At 34.0% G+C, this 18,221-nt stretch carries 15 protein-coding genes; 8 read left to right on the top strand and 7 right to left on the bottom strand.

Annotation, left to right across the window (positions count from 1 at the left end; all coding sequences use genetic code 11):
- Positions 1-104: 104 nt before the first annotated feature.
- Entirely contained in the window at positions 105-2,957 is a 2,853-nt protein-coding gene (carB, locus tag ACFSTE_RS14280) for a carbamoyl-phosphate synthase large subunit (RefSeq protein ID WP_378255516.1), read from the bottom strand.
- A gap of 103 nt (positions 2,958-3,060) precedes the next feature.
- Positions 3,061-3,219: a 50S ribosomal protein L34 gene (rpmH, locus tag ACFSTE_RS14285; protein WP_176029770.1), complete on the bottom strand. Its 159-nt coding sequence runs from the start codon at positions 3,217-3,219 to the stop codon at positions 3,061-3,063.
- Between the two features lie 177 nt (positions 3,220-3,396).
- Here rpmH and ACFSTE_RS14290 point away from each other — a divergent pair, with 177 nt between their 5' ends.
- Together ACFSTE_RS14290 and ACFSTE_RS14295 are read left to right on the top strand one after the other, a co-directional pair.
- Positions 3,397-3,912, top strand: coding sequence for a tetratricopeptide repeat protein (locus ACFSTE_RS14290; RefSeq protein WP_176029769.1), 516 nt, complete (start codon positions 3,397-3,399; stop codon positions 3,910-3,912).
- A 148-nt stretch (positions 3,913-4,060) separates the two neighbouring features.
- Positions 4,061-4,864: a TlpA family protein disulfide reductase gene (locus ACFSTE_RS14295; RefSeq protein WP_176029768.1), complete on the top strand. Its 804-nt coding sequence runs from the start codon at positions 4,061-4,063 to the stop codon at positions 4,862-4,864.
- 175 nt (positions 4,865-5,039) lie between these two features.
- Here the strand turns inward: ACFSTE_RS14295 and ACFSTE_RS14300 are convergent, their stop codons facing one another.
- Together ACFSTE_RS14300 and ACFSTE_RS14305 are read right to left on the bottom strand one after the other, a co-directional pair.
- Positions 5,040-6,002 (bottom strand): lytic transglycosylase domain-containing protein, encoded by a 963-nt coding sequence (locus ACFSTE_RS14300; protein ID WP_378255519.1) that lies wholly within the window; start codon positions 6,000-6,002, stop codon positions 5,040-5,042.
- A gap of 72 nt (positions 6,003-6,074) precedes the next feature.
- Entirely contained in the window at positions 6,075-6,737 is a 663-nt protein-coding gene (locus tag ACFSTE_RS14305) for an alpha/beta hydrolase (RefSeq protein ID WP_378255521.1), read from the bottom strand.
- Between the two features lie 325 nt (positions 6,738-7,062).
- Between ACFSTE_RS14305 and ACFSTE_RS14310 the strand changes: the two genes are divergently transcribed.
- A complete protein-coding gene (locus tag ACFSTE_RS14310; protein WP_378258909.1) occupies positions 7,063-7,365 on the top strand; it encodes a GNAT family N-acetyltransferase in 303 nt (100 codons plus the stop codon).
- A gap of 83 nt (positions 7,366-7,448) precedes the next feature.
- Here the strand turns inward: ACFSTE_RS14310 and mtaB are convergent, their stop codons facing one another.
- Entirely contained in the window at positions 7,449-8,759 is a 1,311-nt protein-coding gene (mtaB, locus tag ACFSTE_RS14315; RefSeq protein ID WP_378255523.1) for a tRNA (N(6)-L-threonylcarbamoyladenosine(37)-C(2))-methylthiotransferase MtaB, read from the bottom strand.
- Between the two features lie 153 nt (positions 8,760-8,912).
- On the opposite strand from mtaB, the gene ACFSTE_RS14320 reads away from it, so the two are divergent.
- On the top strand, positions 8,913-10,526 hold the full coding sequence (locus ACFSTE_RS14320) for an ABC transporter substrate-binding protein (protein WP_378255525.1): 1,614 nt from the start codon (positions 8,913-8,915) through the stop codon (positions 10,524-10,526).
- 32 nt (positions 10,527-10,558) lie between these two features.
- Here ACFSTE_RS14320 and ACFSTE_RS14325 read toward each other — a convergent pair whose 3' ends face one another.
- Together ACFSTE_RS14325 and ACFSTE_RS14330 are read right to left on the bottom strand one after the other, a co-directional pair.
- The gene (locus ACFSTE_RS14325) at positions 10,559-11,740 is read right to left on the bottom strand and encodes a GlmU family protein (RefSeq protein WP_176029762.1); all 1,182 of its coding nucleotides are present in this window, start codon (positions 11,738-11,740) and stop codon (positions 10,559-10,561) included.
- Between the two features lie 184 nt (positions 11,741-11,924).
- Entirely contained in the window at positions 11,925-12,176 is a 252-nt protein-coding gene (locus tag ACFSTE_RS14330; protein ID WP_176031136.1) for a type B 50S ribosomal protein L31, read from the bottom strand.
- Between the two features lie 177 nt (positions 12,177-12,353).
- Here ACFSTE_RS14330 and ACFSTE_RS14335 point away from each other — a divergent pair, with 177 nt between their 5' ends.
- From ACFSTE_RS14335 to ACFSTE_RS14350, 4 genes are all read left to right on the top strand, one after another.
- Positions 12,354-12,881: a DUF4199 domain-containing protein gene (locus tag ACFSTE_RS14335; protein ID WP_176029761.1), complete on the top strand. Its 528-nt coding sequence runs from the start codon at positions 12,354-12,356 to the stop codon at positions 12,879-12,881.
- 3 nt (positions 12,882-12,884) lie between these two features.
- Positions 12,885-13,832 (top strand): glycosyltransferase family 2 protein, encoded by a 948-nt coding sequence (locus ACFSTE_RS14340; protein WP_176029760.1) that lies wholly within the window; start codon positions 12,885-12,887, stop codon positions 13,830-13,832.
- Between the two features lie 64 nt (positions 13,833-13,896).
- On the top strand, positions 13,897-15,630 hold the full coding sequence (locus tag ACFSTE_RS14345) for a phospho-sugar mutase (RefSeq protein WP_378255528.1): 1,734 nt from the start codon (positions 13,897-13,899) through the stop codon (positions 15,628-15,630).
- A gap of 19 nt (positions 15,631-15,649) precedes the next feature.
- A complete protein-coding gene (locus ACFSTE_RS14350) occupies positions 15,650-17,476 on the top strand; it encodes an ABC transporter ATP-binding protein (protein WP_378255530.1) in 1,827 nt (608 codons plus the stop codon).
- Positions 17,477-18,221 lie beyond the last annotated feature (745 nt).

Consider the following 18,221-nt stretch of genomic DNA (forward strand, 5'->3'; position numbering starts at 1 on the left):
CATGTTTTGTATACTATTATATGACTCACTATACCTCAAATGGTTTAATAAAAAAAAAGCTTCAGTAATTAACTGAAGCTTTTTTTTTATTGAAATAAGAATATTTATTTACTCAAATACATCTTTCTTCTAGAGTATAGATCATAAAATTCATCATCTTTCAGGTCATCTATAAACAAGATACTTTCTCCTGTACTCTTCATTTCTGGTCCTAATTTTTTATTTACGTTAGGGAACTTATTAAATGAGAATACAGGTTGCTTGATTGCATACCCTTCTAATCGTGGTTTGAAATCAAAATCCGTTACCTTTTTATCTCCAAGCATTACTTTTGTCGCATAATTCACATAAGGTTCTCCATATGCTTTTGCTATAAAAGGAACTGTTCTAGAAGCTCTTGGGTTTGCCTCTATTATATATACCATGTCATCTTTGATAGCAAACTGGATATTAATTAACCCTACTGTATTCAATGCCAAAGCAATCTTTTTGGTATGATCCTTAATTTGTTGCATCACAAACTCTCCTAAGTTAAACGGAGGCAAGGTCGCATTCGAATCTCCCGAGTGAATTCCACAAGGTTCGATATGCTCCATAATACCAATAATATAGACATTTTCTCCGTCACATATAGCATCTGCTTCTGCTTCAATAGCTCCATCCAGATAATGATCTAATAATAATTTGTTATTAGGAATTTTTCGAAGCAAGTCTACTACATGCTCTTCTAATTCTTGTTTATTAATCACAATCTTCATTCCCTGTCCTCCTAATACGTAAGAAGGTCTTACCAGTATAGGAAAGTTTAATCGGTCTGCTACCGCTAATGCTTCATCAGCTGTTTCTGCAGTATCAAACTCTGGATATGGAATATTATTTTCTTTCAACAATGTAGAGAAACTTCCTCTATCTTCTGCCAGATCCAATGCCTGAAAGCTAGTTCCTAAAACTTTTATTCCGTATCTATCTAATTTCTCTGCTAATTTTAAAGCAGTTTGTCCTCCTAACTGAACGATAACTCCTTCTGGTTTTTCATGTCTGATAATGTCATAAATATGCTCCCAGAAAACCGGTTCGAAATACAGCTTATCTGCCGTATCAAAATCTGTAGACACCGTCTCAGGGTTACAGTTGATCATTACAGTTTCATACCCACATTCCGCAGCTGCTAATACTCCATGTACACAACAATAATCAAATTCTATCCCTTGTCCGATACGGTTAGGGCCTGATCCCAAAACAACAATTTTCTTTCTATCAGAAACTTCACTTTCATTAGAAATCAGTGTCTCTCCTTCTTTTGTTTTAATCTCTTCTTCAAAAGTAGAGTAATAATATGGTGTAGCTGCTTTAAATTCAGCAGCACATGTATCCACGAGCTTATACACTCGTTTTACTCCCAGTTCTTCTCTTTTCTTATATACTTCGCTTTCATAGCAATTAAGCATGTGTGCGATCTGTCTATCGGCAAATCCTTTTTGTTTTGCCTCTAATAGTAAGCCTTTGCTCAATGACTGCACTGTAAAGGTAGAAATCTCTTTTTCTAGATTATACAGTTCTTCATATTGTTTTAAGAACCACATATCTATTTTGGTAATCTCATGAATACGACTTAATGGAATTCCCATTTGAATTGCATCATAAATTACAAAGACACGATCCCAGCTCGCATAGGTTAATTTCTCTATAATCTGATCATAGTTCTTATATCCTTTACCATCTGCTCCTAATCCATTTCTCTTAATTTCTAGAGATTGTGTCGCTTTATGCAATGCTTCCTGGAAGGATCTTCCTATCCCCATTACTTCTCCTACAGACTTCATCTGTAATCCTAATGTTCTGTCTGAACCTTCAAACTTATCAAAATTCCAACGAGGGATCTTTACGATTACGTAATCCAATGTAGGTTCGAATAAAGCTGAGGTAGATTGTGTAATCTGATTACTCACTTCATCCAGTGTATATCCTATAGCTAATTTACTAGCAATCTTAGCAATTGGATACCCGGTTGCTTTTGATGCCAAAGCAGAAGAACGAGATACACGAGGGTTAATTTCTATCGCAATAATATCTTCTTTCTCATCAGGGCTTACTGCAAACTGTACGTTACATCCTCCAGCAAAATCTCCAATACTACGCATCATATGGATTGCCATATCACGCATTCTCTGGAATGTCTTATCACTTAATGTCATTGCCGGAGCAACCGTAATAGAGTCTCCTGTATGGATTCCCATTGGATCCATATTTTCGATTGTACAGATAATAACTACGTTATCATTCTTATCTCTAAGCAACTCTAATTCATATTCCTTCCATCCTAAAAGTGCTTTATCAATCATCACTTCGTGAATTGGCGATACTTCTAGTCCTCTGGTCAATAACTTATCAAAGTCTTCTTCTTTATGAACAAAAGAAGCTCCTGCTCCTCCAAGAGTATATGAAGCTCTAATTACTAAAGGAAAGCCAAATTCCTGTGCAATTTCTTTTCCTTTTAGGTAAGAATTTGCCGTAGCTTGTGGTGCCATCGGAATTCCAATCTTGAGCATCAATTCTCTAAACTGCTCTCTATCTTCTGTAATATTAATGGCGTCGATATCAACTCCAATAAGTTCTACATCAAAATCTTCCCAAATTCCTTTTTCATTTGCTTCAATACACAAGTTTAATGCAGTCTGCCCTCCCATTGTAGGTAAAACAGCATCAATTTGTGGATGTTCTTTTAAAATCTCTACAATTGATTTGGTATTCAATGGTTTCAGATACACATGATCTGCCATTGAAGGGTCTGTCATAATCGTTGCAGGGTTTGAATTAATCAAAATTGTTTCAATTCCATCCTCTCTAAGAGATCTCAACGCTTGCGTTCCAGAATAATCAAATTCACAGGCCTGACCGATTACAATTGGTCCTGACCCAATAATTAAAATACTCTTAAGTTTTTCGTTTTTTGGCATGTAATATAAATATGATCGACTTAAATAATTCCTCTCTAATAAATATAAAAAAAGGCGTTACCCGTAAAAGTAACACCTTTATTATTTCAATCACTAATATCCATTAGTGCTTATGTCTTAATTCTGAAGAAACAGATAGCTTTTTTCTGCCTTTCTTTCTTCTTCTAGCTAATACCTTTCTACCATTAGCTGAAGCCATACGCTCTCTGAAACCGTGTTTGTTTTTTCTCTTTCTCTTAGATGGTTGAAACGTTCTTTTCATGTTGCTATCTATTCTTTATAAATCTTCTTGATTTTATATGTTTTTCACTTCTGTAGGATGTAACTCCAAAACTGCGGGCAAATATACAAAGAGTTTTTACTTTCACAAACCGATTTTGTAAATTATTTTTATTTGTTTTTATTACCTTTGCCGCAATTCAAAAAAATAGCAGCGTTCATGTACAACAAAAATATAAAATTAGTTATCGCAATCCTTATATTCGGAGTAGCAATTTGGCAATTCATTGAAGGGTATATTGGTAATGGTATTATGTTTATCCTATTATCGCTAATCTTTGTGTTTTTGTATTTTAAGAATGAACTTATTCTAATTGCATTTCTCAGATTGAGGAAGCAAGATTTTGAAGGTGCTAAAAAATGGCTGGATAAAATCAAAAACCCTGAAGCAGCTCTGACTACTAAACAACAAGGGTATTACAACTACTTATTAGGAATTATGCTTTCTCAAAAAAATATTACCCAAGCAGAGAAGCACCTAAAAAAAGCCATCAAATTAGGATTATCCATGAATCAGGATTTAGCGGTTGCGAAATTAAACCTTGCGGGTATCGCAATGACTAAGCGTAGAAAAAGAGAAGCTCAAATGCTACTTACTGAAGCTAAAAAACTAGACAAGCACAATATGCTTTCTAAAGAAATCAGTATGATGAAACAGCAAATGAAAAAAATATAGGCATACTAATTGCTGTATTTTTAACGTTTAATCTTAAAAGCTATTAATCTGAATTGATACACCTCAGATTAGTAAGGGAAAGTTTTTATCTCAAAATACATTTTTTTAAAGACTTTATATTACATTAGCTATTGTTAATCAATCTGTAATGAAGAAATTATTAATTCTAGGCTTTCTTTTTATATACTTTACTAATACCTATGCCCAAAAAGAAGTCAAAATTCCTTTTTCTGTTGCTATCTCTGCACATATAAAAAAGTACAACCTAAAAATTAATGAAGCATACAACAATAATGATTTGGAGCATGCTCAATTTCTTTTTGATTCTCTTATTAATAATCATCTCAAAGGAACTTATCTGGATAACTTTAGTGTCAATTCACTAAAAGGAGAATCTATCTTTTTTGAAGAATACGAGAAGCCAATTTTTTTAATCACTTATGCTTCTTGGTGTGTTCCTGGCATTGGAGAAATTCCAGCCTTTAATGATCTTGTTGATAAATTTCATGATCAAATTGATTTCATTGTACTGTTTTGGGATTCAAAAGAAAAATTAAAAGACAAAGAAAAAGATTATAGCTCGCATACACATCTGGCCTATGTAAACGAGATGACAAATCAAGATTCTCATATCATCAATAAACTAAAACACTCTCTTGGTTTTCCTATGATGTATTTTATGGATCCTGACAAAAAAATTCTCGACATCAGAAAAATCGTTACACATCATTCCAGTGAATCATTGAGCAATTCATATAATATACATTTCAATTCACTATCAAAAGGAGTATCACTACTAATTGCCGATCTGGATAGTCGCCCTCCTGAAGTTGAAAAAGAAGAAGAGAAAGTCGGAAAAGATGGAAGAACCGATGAAGAAAGGAGAATTGACGAAGAATATGAACGCTATCGAAGAGAACAAGATTCCATCAAAAAAGCGGAAGATAATTAATAAAAAAGCACACTAGATAGTGTGCTTTTTTATTTTTTACCAAAATCATTTTTATGGCGACAAGAATCAGTACGCCTCGAATTTTTTTTTAAAGAGCCTGATTGATCGAAATTGCCAGCTTACCACCCCAACCTATACAAAAACAAAGAAAAGTATATCCTGATTATGAAAAATATTATTGCCCCGTAGTTGTCGAATAATACCCGTCTTTCGGAATCTGAATTAAATATTCTTTCCCGGAAGCATTATTCAAATGAGGCTCACGTAACCAGGGATTATGTAGCTTAAGAATTTTGTAATTAATATTTAATTCTTTAGCAAAAGTTGCAAAGTTTTCTACTCGCTCATCCACTACGATATTGTAGGTAGGAATATGCTGATATAAATCTTTTTCTTCAAAGTTAAATCCATATTTTTTAGGATTGCTCAAAATCTCCTTAACCGCTATAATTCTAAAAACATATCTTCCTGTTTCTTCTCCTAATAACAAATCATAATACGTATCGACTTTCTGACTAGCCAATCGCTTACTCACTCCATGGTTTCCAGCATTATACGCTGCCGCTGACAATGTCCAGGAACCGAAACGTTTTTTAGATTGATTAATATACTTACAAGCAGCTATTGTTGCTTTTTCTATATGATATCGTTCATCGACATTCTGATTCACTTCCAAACCATACTCTCTTGCCGTATTTTTCAGCAATTGCCAAAACCCTGTAGCTCTGGCAGGAGAAACAGCTTGTGTCAAACCACTTTCTATCACTGCCAAATATTTAAAATCGTCAGGAATTCCATACTCTTTTAATATAGGCTCTATAACAGGAAAGTATTTATGAGCTCTTTTAAAAAGAAGCAACCCATTAGATTGCCAATACGTATTCACCAACAATTCTCTATCCATTCGCTCTCTGATATCAGGATTGGAAACCGGCACAAGCTCTCCTGCAAAATTCAAATTTTCCGGCATTTCAATAGCGTACACATTGTAATCACTAACCAGTTTTTCTTCTAATGCTTTTTGCGCTTCCGGTTTTTCAACTTTAATCTCTGCTAAATCTTCCTGAGTGGCATTAACTAATACTCCAAAGGTGAATACAACACCTAAAAAAACTAAAATTCTTCTAATCATCTTCATACTTTAAGTAGGTTTTATTTGGGGAAATCTACAATTATTTTTATCTAAGGTAAAAAATAAATCCGAAACGATTTAATTATTTATTATTTCTGGCAAATGCTCGTTGAACCATTTTGCTCTATTGACAATCATCACATGTGTCCCATTTTCTACCGTAATGCAATCTTTTATATTAGAAATCGGAAATACAATATCATGATCTCCATGAATATGAACCAATTCCCTTGGCGGCTCCTCCTGCTCCCAGCATATCATTTTTTCCAAAGCCCAGTCCAGATACTGCTTATCTTTAATGGATAAATACTTTTGATACATCTTAGCCCTTTTTTTCGAAAAATCTCCAAAAGCATACTTTTCCCAGTTTTCTATTTTAGAAACAATAGCCGTCGGAAAAGCCCTGTACATTTTTATTTTTTTCACAAATTTCATTCTTTTCGGAAATTCGTGTTTACTTTTTACGCTGGAGATAATTATCAACTTTTTCAGCTTTAAAAACTTACTCATTTCCTGAGCTACCACCCCTCCAAAAGAGACGCCCACAAGCACACAATTATCATGCTTAACCTCTTCACTCATACGCTTCGCATAATGTCCCATAGATTCCTTTTTAAATGGAATTTTCCATGGAATTACATGAATTTTAAACGAATCTTCTGGCAACTTTATAAATTCAAAAATAGAAACATCGGCTGCCATTCCAGGGACAAAATAAATGTTGGTAACTTGCTCCTTCATAGGTTTTAACACTAAAAATTAAATTTAAAGCTCTAATTTTCTTATCTTTGCACCTCAAAATCTCTTTTTCAATACACTGAAGTGATGATTTTGAAAAGATGTAAAAATGGTAAGGGAATAATAACAGAAGCTTTTCTTTAACAAATGATCAGTTCTGTAAATCCATTTTTAATAGGGAAAACTATAGTACAAACAACGATTAAAAAGAAAAATTATTTGACCTTTAATTTCTGTATCAAAAATACAGAAAAAAAGAGACACCAACCTATATGCCCCTTGTTATTTTTTAAGTATAAATTTTAAAGCAATTTTAAACATGGAGAATATGAGCGATGTTGATTTAGAGGTGATCGATAATGAATTTTTGAGGCAGTTCGAAACCACAATCGAAGATCAAAAAGTAACAATTGAATACGCACAACAAGAGCGTAAAATTTTCCTGACTAAACTTATTATTACCGAGGAACTTCAGGAAAAAGGATATGACGAAGAGTTCATCGTTGCCGTTTTTAATATTATCAAAGAACGAAACATACGATTAGTTCCAACCTGTCCTATTATTGCTAAATTTATGAGAAGAAACAGAAGAAAATACAAAGACCTTCTTCCTGTAGGAATTAACATTTAGCATCAGTACAAAAAGACCTAAATAAAAAGCAGCAATAGTAATTGCTGCTTTTTACTTTATAATTTATTTTATTGCTATCCCTCTCAGATAAATTCAAAACGCACCATCCCATCTTCATCTATAGTATTCAGCTTTACCCGATGCAAGGTATTAGCATATTCAGGATTCCACGGCATTTTTACCTTTACATAATTCTCTGTAAATCCATGAATATACCCTTCTTTATTTTCCGACTCGAACAACACTGTTCTGGTAGATCCTATTTGTCCTTCATAAAATGCTCTTCTTTTCTTCACAGAAAGTCCCCTAAGCATCTTACTCCTTTTCTTTCTCACATCATGCGGCACCACTCCATCCATCTTTGCTGCTAATGTATTTTCCCTCTCTGAGTAGGTAAATACATGCAGATATGATATATCTAACTCTGCTAGAAAATTATACGTATCCAAAAAGTAATCATCTGTTTCTCCTGGAAACCCCACAATCACATCAACCCCAATACAAGCATCCGGCATTACCTCTCGTATCCGACGTACCCGATCTACATATAGACGAGTCAAGTATCGTCTTTTCATCAATTTTAAGATCGTATCACTTCCTGATTGCAAAGGAACGTGAAAATGAGGCACAAAGGTCCTGGAAGAAGCAATATAATCAATTGTTTCATTTTTAAGTAAATTAGGCTCTATAGAAGAAATTCGCAACCGCTCTATTCCATCAACCTTATCCAGCGCTTGTACCAACTCAAAAAAAGTATGCTCATGACGCTTATTCCCAAACTCTCCTTTTCCGTAATCTCCTATATTTACTCCGGTAAGAACAATCTCTTTGATTCCTTTTTCTGAAATTTCTTTCGCATTTTTCAGAACATTCTCCAGCGTATCACTTCTGGAGATTCCTCGTGCCAAAGGAATCGTGCAATATGTACACTTATAATCACACCCATCCTGCACCTTGAGAAAAGCTCTTGTTCTATCCCCTATAGAATAACTACCCACATAAAAATCTGCCTCTTCAATCTCACAAGAATGCACTTCCCCGAAATCATTCTTAGACAGGTCATTAATATAGTCTGTAATTTTAAATTTTTCGGTAGCTCCTAATACCAAATCAACACCATCAACCGCTGCTAATTCCTGTGGTTTTAATTGCGCATAGCAACCTACCGCAGCAATAAATGCTTCAGGGTTTACTTTTTGAGCCTGTTTTACAATTGTCTTAAACCTTTTATCCGCATTTTCTGTTACCGAACATGTATTTATAACATAAATATCAGCATTGTCGGAAAAATCTACCCGATCAAAATTCTCATCTGCAAAACTTCTGGCAATGGTAGAAGTCTCAGAAAAATTAAGTTTACAACCTAGTGTATAAAAAGCTACTTTCTTTCTCATGTACAATAAAAAGATTGCTACGATTCTCGGATCACAAGAATCTTATTATCTTTACTCTTTGTTTCAAAAATCATCCCTGTAAATCAGAAACATATTTTTAAGGCGTCAAAGATACCAACAAAAATTCGTTTACTAAAATTGAAAAACCAGCTTTTGAAATACCTAAAAAACTACATAACAGTATTTTACATTTTATCAACTTGCATTGCCTGTAAAAATACTTCTCAAAACAACAAAGATCATCTGGTATTCAGATATAACGAATATTCGAACATCAAATCATTAGATCCTGCTTTTGCCAGAAATCCATCAATTATATGGCCTACGAATCAGCTTTTCAATAGTCTTGTTCAACTGGACGATGCCCTTAACATTGTTCCTGATATTGCCAAAAATTGGGAAATCTCTCCGGATGGATTACACTATACATTCACCCTTAGAGATGATGTCTATTTTCACAAACACCCCCTTTTTGGAACCCCAGACAGCACCCGAACGGTTACAGCTACCGATTTTGCATATAGCTTTAACCGCCTAAAAGATCCCAAGGTAGCATCACCAGGAAACTGGGTTTTGCAAAATGTAGCCCAATACAATGCTGTCAACGATTCGACCTTTACTATCCAATTAAAACAAACATTCCCCGCTTTTCTCGGTCTTCTTAGTATGCGATACTGCTCAGTAGTACCAAAGGAAATCGTAACCTTCTACGGTTCAGAGTTCAGATCTCATCCTATTGGAACAGGACCATTCAAATTCAAACTATGGGAAGAAAATATTAAATTAGTTTTACGAAAAAATGAATTGTACTTCGAAAAAGATGCTTCCGGAAAACAACTGCCTTATCTCGAAGCTGTTGCCATCACTTTTTTACCCGATAAACAAAGTGAATTTCTTCAATTTGCAAAAGGAAATATTGATTTCCTAAATAGCTTAGATGCTTCTTATAAAGATGAATTGTTAACTCCCACGGGAGCACTACGGGACAAATACAAGGATCAAATAACCATCACAAAAGGTCCCTATCTCAACTCTGAATACCTTGGGTTTTACCTAGAAAGCGACAAAGAAGAAATCAACTCTATCTTATTGCGAAAAGCTATTAATTATGGATTTGACAGAGAAAAAATGATCACCTACCTAAAAAATGGTATCGGCACTCCTGCTATTCACGGTTTTATTCCCAAAGGAATTCCCGGTTTTTCTAAACTTCCCGGATATCCATACGATCCGGAAAAAGCACGGAAACTGATCAATCAATACAAAAAAGAAACTGGCAACAACACTCCTTCTATTCAAATCACCACTGACAGCAATTATCTGAGTATCTGTGAATTTATCCAAAGCGAACTAAATAAATTAGGGCTTAGCATACAAATCAACGTACTTCCTCCATCAACCATTAGAAAACAAAAATGGAGTGGAAAACTAGACGTTTTCAGAGCTAGCTGGATTGCCGATTACCCAGATGCAGAAAATTTTCTCTCTCCATACTACAGTAAGAATTTTACTCCTAACGGTCCTAATTATACTCATTTCAAAAACACGTTATTCGATCAGTTATATGAAGAAAGTTTTAAAATCACAGATATCAAGGAACGAGAAAAACAATACGCAAAAATGGACTCTATCATTATAGCAAATGCCCCTATTGTTCCATTGTATTATGACGAAGTAGTCAGGTTTACTCAAAAAAATGTGAAAGGACTTACTCCTAACCCTCAAAATTTCTTAATCTTAAAAAAAGTATGGAAAGAAAAAGAATAATCATAAAAAAAGGAGGACTATACCTCCTTCTTCTATGATTCATATGATTTTCTCCAATGTTGAGTCTCTTCAAAAATATGCTCTAAAATCTTCTTGTCTTCTTCGTCAAAATTCACCTCTCTTCTTGCCATTACAATTTTTGCCACTTCCATCGCTTTTTTAGTAACATATGTCACAAAGCCACTATGACCTCCCCAACTAAAGCTCGGGATAAAATTTCTAGGAAACCCGCTTCCAAAAATATTCGCTGATACCCCTATAACTGTTCCTGTATTAAACATTGTATTAATACCACATTTAGAATGGTCCCCCATCATCAAACCACAAAACTGCAGACCTGTTTTTGCAAAACCTTCGGTTTCATAACTCCACAATCTTACTTCGGCATAATTATTTTTTAAATTAGACACATTTGTATCTGCCCCTATATTACACCACTCTCCTAAAACTGAATTTCCCAAATACCCTTCATGCCCTTTATTAGCATATCCGAATAAAACAGAATTATTAACTTCTCCAGCAATTTTGCAATAGGGACCTACTGTAGTCCCCGAGTATATTTTTGCACCCATTTTCACAACAGAATGTTCCCCTAGCGAGAAAGGTCCCCGGATCAAACTACCCTCCATCACCTGTGCATTCTTTCCTATATACACCGGTCCTTTACTTGCATTAAGTGTTGCATATTCCATCGTTACTCCTTCTTCTACAAACACATTCTCAGCAGCTATAACATTATTAGTTTCTGATATCTTCTGGCTCTTTCTTCCTTTTGTCAGTAATGCAAAATCATCTGTTATTGCCTGCCCATTTTTAGAAAAAATATCCCATGTATTTTTTACAATCATCCCATCGGCTGAGAATGTTATTTTTTCATACATATCAAAATCAACTTCTGCTCCTTCTTTCACAAAAAAAGCCACCGGTTCTTCTTTATCAAAAACAGCCTGATGTTCTTTTAATCCTTTTATAATCGTTACCAACTCTCTGGTCGGAAGATATGATGCATTAATCATAATATTATCTTCCAATTCGACCATAGGAAATTTACCACTCAAGTAAGATTCGGTTACTGTAGAAGTCGTAAACCCAAGCCATTTCTCCCACTTTTCTCGTATGGTTAATATTCCTATTCGAATTTCTGCTACTGGCCTTGTATATGTAAAAGGTAACAACCCATTACGAGAAGCGCCATCAAAAAGAATATAATTCATTTTTTATTATCTAATGATTGTGTGTTTGTTTTTTATTCGGCTCGAAGGTAAAAAAATAGCGCGATATACCTTGCTATTCCTTGTTTAATAATATTAATTTTACACCCCCGCATTACTAAACCCAAAAACAAAAAACCCTTCTTAACTAAAAGAAGGGTTCAGAAAAAATTGTTGTACGCTGTTCTTATTTCTTGAATTTAGCGTATTTATTTTTGAATTTATCAATACGTCCTGCTGTATCGATAAGTTTAGATTTACCTGTATAGAATGGATGAGAAGTTCTTGAAATTTCTAATTTCACCAACGGATACTCAACACCATCAACCTCGATAGTTTCTTTAGTATTCGCAGTAGACTTAGTTATAAAAACTTCATCATTGGACATATCTTTGAAGGCTACTAATCTATAATTTTCAGGGTGAATACCTTTTCTCATCGTATTTAATCTTTTCTTTTTTCGAGCTGCAAATTTAATCATATTCTTTAAATCGACAATAGCTAATCTTATTTTTTTACAGTTTTTTATGCTAAAATCTATTTTTGCTATACAAGCTTGTAACGTTTTAGTATCTTTGTGTACTGATTATTGGTAAATAACCAAAAAGAATAACATATGGAAAATGCAACTACCAATACCAAAAAATTCATCCTTAATTACGGAGCCATACTTGGTGTACTATCAGTGTTACTTGGTGTTATATTATACGTAACCGATAGTCATAAAGAACAGAGCTGGATTCAATCTTTAATTGGCTTTCTGATTATATTAGGAGTTATTATTTTTGGAATTAAAGCCTTTAAAACTGCTAATAATGGTTTCTTGACATTGAGTCAAGCGCTAAAAATAGGTTTGGGAATCTCTCTTGTCGGAGCTCTTATCGGAATCATCTGGCTATTTTTATTAACAATGGTAATCGAACCTGACTTCACTGCACAGTTAGCAGATATGCAGCGAGAAAAACTAATTGAGCAATATCCTGATTTTACACAAGAACAGATAGATCAGAGTGTAGAAATGGCTCAAAAATTCTCTACGCCTTATATGATGGCAGCTTTTTCTCTAATAGGAAATTTATTTTTAGGATTTATAATTTCGCTATTCGGAGGACTGATTATGCAGAAAAAACAAGACTTATATTAATATATGAATATATCTGTAGTCATTCCCTTGCTCAATGAGCAGGAGTCACTAAATGAATTATACAATTGGATTGCAAAAGTCATGCAATCCAATTCTTTTTCTTATGAAATTATCTTCATTGACGATGGTAGTTCGGACGATTCCTGGGCGACAATTCAATCTCTTTCTAAGAGTGATCCAAATGTTAAGGGGATTCGGTTTCTAAGAAATTATGGAAAGTCACAGGCACTACATGCTGGTTTTGAAGCAGCCTCCGGGGATGTTATCATTACCATGGATGCCGATCTACAAGACAATCCAGAAGAAATTCCCGAGTTATATAAAATGATTACAGAAGAGCAATACGATCTTGTTTCTGGGTGGAAAAAGAAACGTTATGATTCTGTTATTGCCAAAAACCTCCCTTCCAAACTTTTTAATGCAGCTGCCAGAAGAACATCTGGCGTAAAACTACATGACTTTAATTGCGGTCTCAAAGCCTATAAAAATAAGGTCATAAAAAACATTGATGTACACGGAGAGATGCACCGATACATCCCTGTATTGGCAAAAAATGCAGGATTTGCTAAAATCGGAGAAAAAGTAGTGCTGCATCAAGCCAGAAAATACGGGAAAACAAAATTCGGAATGAGCCGTTTTATAAATGGTTTTCTCGATTTGGTAACTATCTGGTTTATGTCCAGATTCGGAAAAAGACCCATGCATTTTTTTGGTCTTATAGGCACCCTTCTTTTCCTTGTTGGCTTTTGTTTCTCTCTTTATCTGGGAATCGACAAACTTTTTATAGAAACCAAAGGGCGCTTAATCTCACAACGACCAGAATTTTATATAGCGCTAACCGCCATGATCCTAGGAACTCAGTTTTTCCTGGCAGGATTTATAGGAGAGATCATGCTAACAACCAAACGAGATAAAAGAAGGTATAATGTTTCTCAAAAAATAAGCTTATAACCCATACAGAACCTACTCTTTTGGTAAAGATAATTAGTATTTTTGCCTTTAAACAACAAAATATATGCACATTACAGATTCTGATATCAATGCTAAAATTGAAGAATGGTTAACTCCAGTTTTCGACCTCTCCATACAAGAAGAAATAAAAAAATTACAAAAAGAGAATAAAACCGAAGAATTAAAAGAAAGTTTTTACAAAAACTTAGAATTCGGTACCGGAGGAATGCGTGGTGTTATGGGAGTAGGCACAAACAGAATTAATAAGTACACTCTGGGAAAAAGCACACAGGGGCTTAGCAATTACCTGCTTGAACAGTTTCCTAATGAAGCTGTAAAAGTAGTCATCGCCTATGATTGCCGTCATAATAGTGATACACTGGCGCAAATTGTTGCCGATGTTTTTTCATCAAACAACATTCATGTTTATTTATTTTCGGAATTAAGACCCACTCCAGAACTATCTTTTGCGGTAAAACAACTGGAATGTCACTGCGGTATTGTACTTACAGCAAGTCACAATCCCCCTGAATATAATGGTTACAAAGTATACTGGCAAGACGGTGGACAATTAGTACCTCCACAGGATAAAGAAATCATCGCAGAAATAAATGCCCTACAATACAGCGAAATAAAATTTGACGTCAATCCTGATTTAATCCAAAAGATAGATAAAGAAATTGATACCTTATTTATAGAACAAAGTGTAAAAAACGGAAGCTTTATCGCTTCAGAAAAAGCAAAAAAAGAAACTAAAATTGTCTTCACTTCTCTACACGGTACTTCTATCACCGCTGTACCGGAAACGCTTAAGAAAGCAGGTTATGAGCAAGTGTATATTGTAAAGGAGCAAGAAGCCCCTAATGGAAATTTCCCTACTGTAAAATCTCCTAATCCCGAAGAACCTGAGGCACTAGAAATGGCTATAGCACTAGCCAACGAAATTGGTGCGGATATTGTGATAGGGACTGATCCGGATTGTGACAGACTAGGTATTGCCGTTCGTAATAATCAAGGAGAACTACAATTATTAAACGGAAACCAAACCATGGTTGTTATGACCTGGTTCCTTCTTGATTTTTATAAAAATAATCTGGGTTTACAAGGAAACGAGTTTATTGCATCTACTATAGTTTCTACTCCTATGCTAAAAAACATAGCTGATGCCTATCATACCGAATACAAAGAAGTTCTTACAGGGTTTAAGTGGATCGCCAAACTAATAAAGGATTTCCCTGATAAAAAATTTATAGGTGGCGGGGAAGAAAGTTTTGGTTTTATGGTCGGTGATTTTGTAAGAGATAAAGATGCTGTTACCTCTACACTACTCGCCTGTGAGATTGTAGCGCATACCAAAGAACAAGGAGCTTCGTTTTTCTCTACGCTCATTGACCTGTATACTACTTATGGATTCTACAAAGAAAACCTAATTTCATTAGTAAAAAAAGGAATCAAAGGTGCCGAAGAGATCAAACAAATTATGATTGATCTACGAAAAAATCCTCCCTTGACTATTGCAGGAGAACAAGTAGTACTTATGGAAGATTATCAAACCGGTATTTCCAAAAACATGATTGATAATTCTGAATCAAAATTAACAATTCCGACTTCTAATGTATTAATTTTTTATACTGAAAACGGAAACAAAATTGCTGCCAGACCCAGTGGGACTGAACCTAAGATCAAATTTTATATCAGTGTGCAGAAAACATTACCTTCTGCTTCTTTATTTGAAGAGACAGAAATGCAATTAGACACTAAAATAGCTGCTATAAAAACAGATCTTAATTTAACATAAAAACGACGATACTTATTTAATGAATCATTTTAAACAAATTTTAAAGTACGCTACCCCTTATAAAAGGTTTGCCATATTAAATATCATATCAAACATTCTGTATGCACTTTTTGGAACACTATCCTTTGTTTCTTTAATCCCAATGCTCAGTGTTTTATTAGGGGAAACAAAACCTGTTCATCAGAAACCTATTTGGGAAGGAATTACAAGAATAAAACCATACCTTGAAAATTACTTAAATTACTTTGTTACAAACCAAACTGAAATAAATGGAGAAATGTATGTCCTAACAGCAATGGTTTGTTTAGTAATTTTTATGTTTTTAATGAAAAATCTTTTTGGGTATTTAGCTATGTACTTTATTACATTTCTAAGGAATGGCGTTCTAAAGGATCTACGAAATAATTTATACAAAAAAGTAGTTACACTACCTATTTCTTTTTTTTCTGAAAAAAGAAAAGGAGATATTATTGCCAGAGCAACATCAGATGTACTTGAAATTCAGCATTCTTTTTTATCTATACTAGAACTTATTGTCAGAGAACCTCTGACAATATTATTTACAATTATAATCATGTTCTCAACAAGTATGGAACTTACCATTTTTGTCTTCCTATTCATTCCTATTTCTGGATTTTTAATATCTAAAATAGGAAAATCCTTAAAAAGGCATTCTGACAATGTTCAAAAAGAGCAAGGTAATTTTCTTTCTATCATCGAAGAAACATTAGGAGGTCTTAAAATTATAAAAAGTTTTACAGCAGAGCACTTGTTTACTAACAAATTCAAAGCCTCTACTACACGTTTCTTTAAGTTTTCCAATACCTTATTAAACAGACAAAATTTAGCTTCTCCCACAAGTGAATTCTTAGGTATATGTGTAATAGCAATTTTATTATGGTATGGAGGTAAAATGGTTTTCATTGATAAAACACTTGATGCCAGTGCCTTTCTTGTTTATATGGGGCTAGCCTATAACATTCTCACTCCTGCCAAAGCAATCTCAAAGGCTAGCTACAGTGTAAAAAAAGGAAATGCTGCTGCCGAAAGGGTACTGGAGATCCTAAATACCTCTTCTCCCCTAGAAGATCACAAAGATGCTACTTCTAAAGATTCTTTTGATGCTGAAATTCATATAGACAATATATCTTTTAAATACGAAGATGAATATGTTCTCAAAAATTTCAGCCTAAAAGTTCCGAAAGGAAGCTCTGTTGCTCTGGTAGGACAATCCGGTAGCGGAAAATCTACTATTGCTAACTTAGTTACTCGTTTTTATGATGTAAATAAAGGAGCTATTAAAATTGATGGCACCAACATCAAGAATCTAAAAAAATCCTCATTACGACAATTAATAGGACTGGTTACCCAAGACTCTATCCTATTTAATGATACCATCAAAAATAACCTCCTAGTAGGAAATGAACAAGCAACCGATGAACAGATCATTGACGCACTTAAAATAGCTAACGCCTGGGAGTTCATAAAAGACTTACCTAATGGTATTGATACAAATATAGGAGATAGTGGAAACAAACTCAGTGGAGGGCAAAAGCAACGAATATCAATCGCGAGAGCTGTATTAAAAAATCCTCCAATCATGTTATTAGATGAAGCTACTTCTGCCCTGGATACAGAAAGCGAAAAACTAGTACAAGCTGCATTAGAAAACATGATGAAGAATCGAACCAGTATCGTAATTGCTCACCGTTTATCAACCATTCAGAAATCGGATAGCATTATCGTTATGCAAAAAGGGCAAATTGTAGAGCAAGGTACCCACCTCGAATTAATCAACAAAAATGGAGTTTATCATAAACTAGTAAATATGCAGTCTTTTGACTAAATAAAAGACACATCCCTCCTCTCTCTATTCTTCTTACAATAGAGAGAGGAATATGTTAACTTTTTCTAATAGTAATAGGAAGTAGCACTTCTGGACGTCTCTCATTCATTTAATTCAAATTTTGTTTATTTAACTTCTTTATATCAATTACTGAAGCCTTAACTTAAAGAAAATTACCATTGTTTAAACACACAAATCGGTATATCAGGAAATGAATTTAATTTGAGATAAACTTCATGGTATCCACCAATCATCCTGTAAAAAGAAAAGATATATAGAGAGTTGCTACAAAACACTCTCCTTAAAAAAGTTGATTTATAGTATATTTTCTATTCTCTATAAATGAAAAAAAGAGTGCTTTCGCACTCTTTCTCTTCACACAAATCATCTTAATTTATGAGGTATACTCAAAAACTAAAACTTACTTTTATAAAATTCCTTATTTATAAAAAGGAATCATTTTATACTGCAAAGATAACATAATTTATATACGGAAAAAGCTTTTTATCTAAAAAAAAATACTTTTAACGCAATAAATAGATTTTCAATAATTTAGATGTGATCATTTTCTTTCAAAAAAATAGTACAAAAAGAAAAAAGAGTGCGGTTGCACTCTTTCTCTTCACACAAATCATCTTAATTTAGGGGCTTAATCTAAAATTAAAACTCACTTTTATTAACACTTTCATTTCAAGACAATGAAATAACTAACTCATTTTCACAATGTAAAGATAAACCTTTTTTT

This window comes from Aquimarina hainanensis (genome assembly GCF_042684685.1).
Classification (GTDB): domain Bacteria; phylum Bacteroidota; class Bacteroidia; order Flavobacteriales; family Flavobacteriaceae; genus Aquimarina; species Aquimarina hainanensis.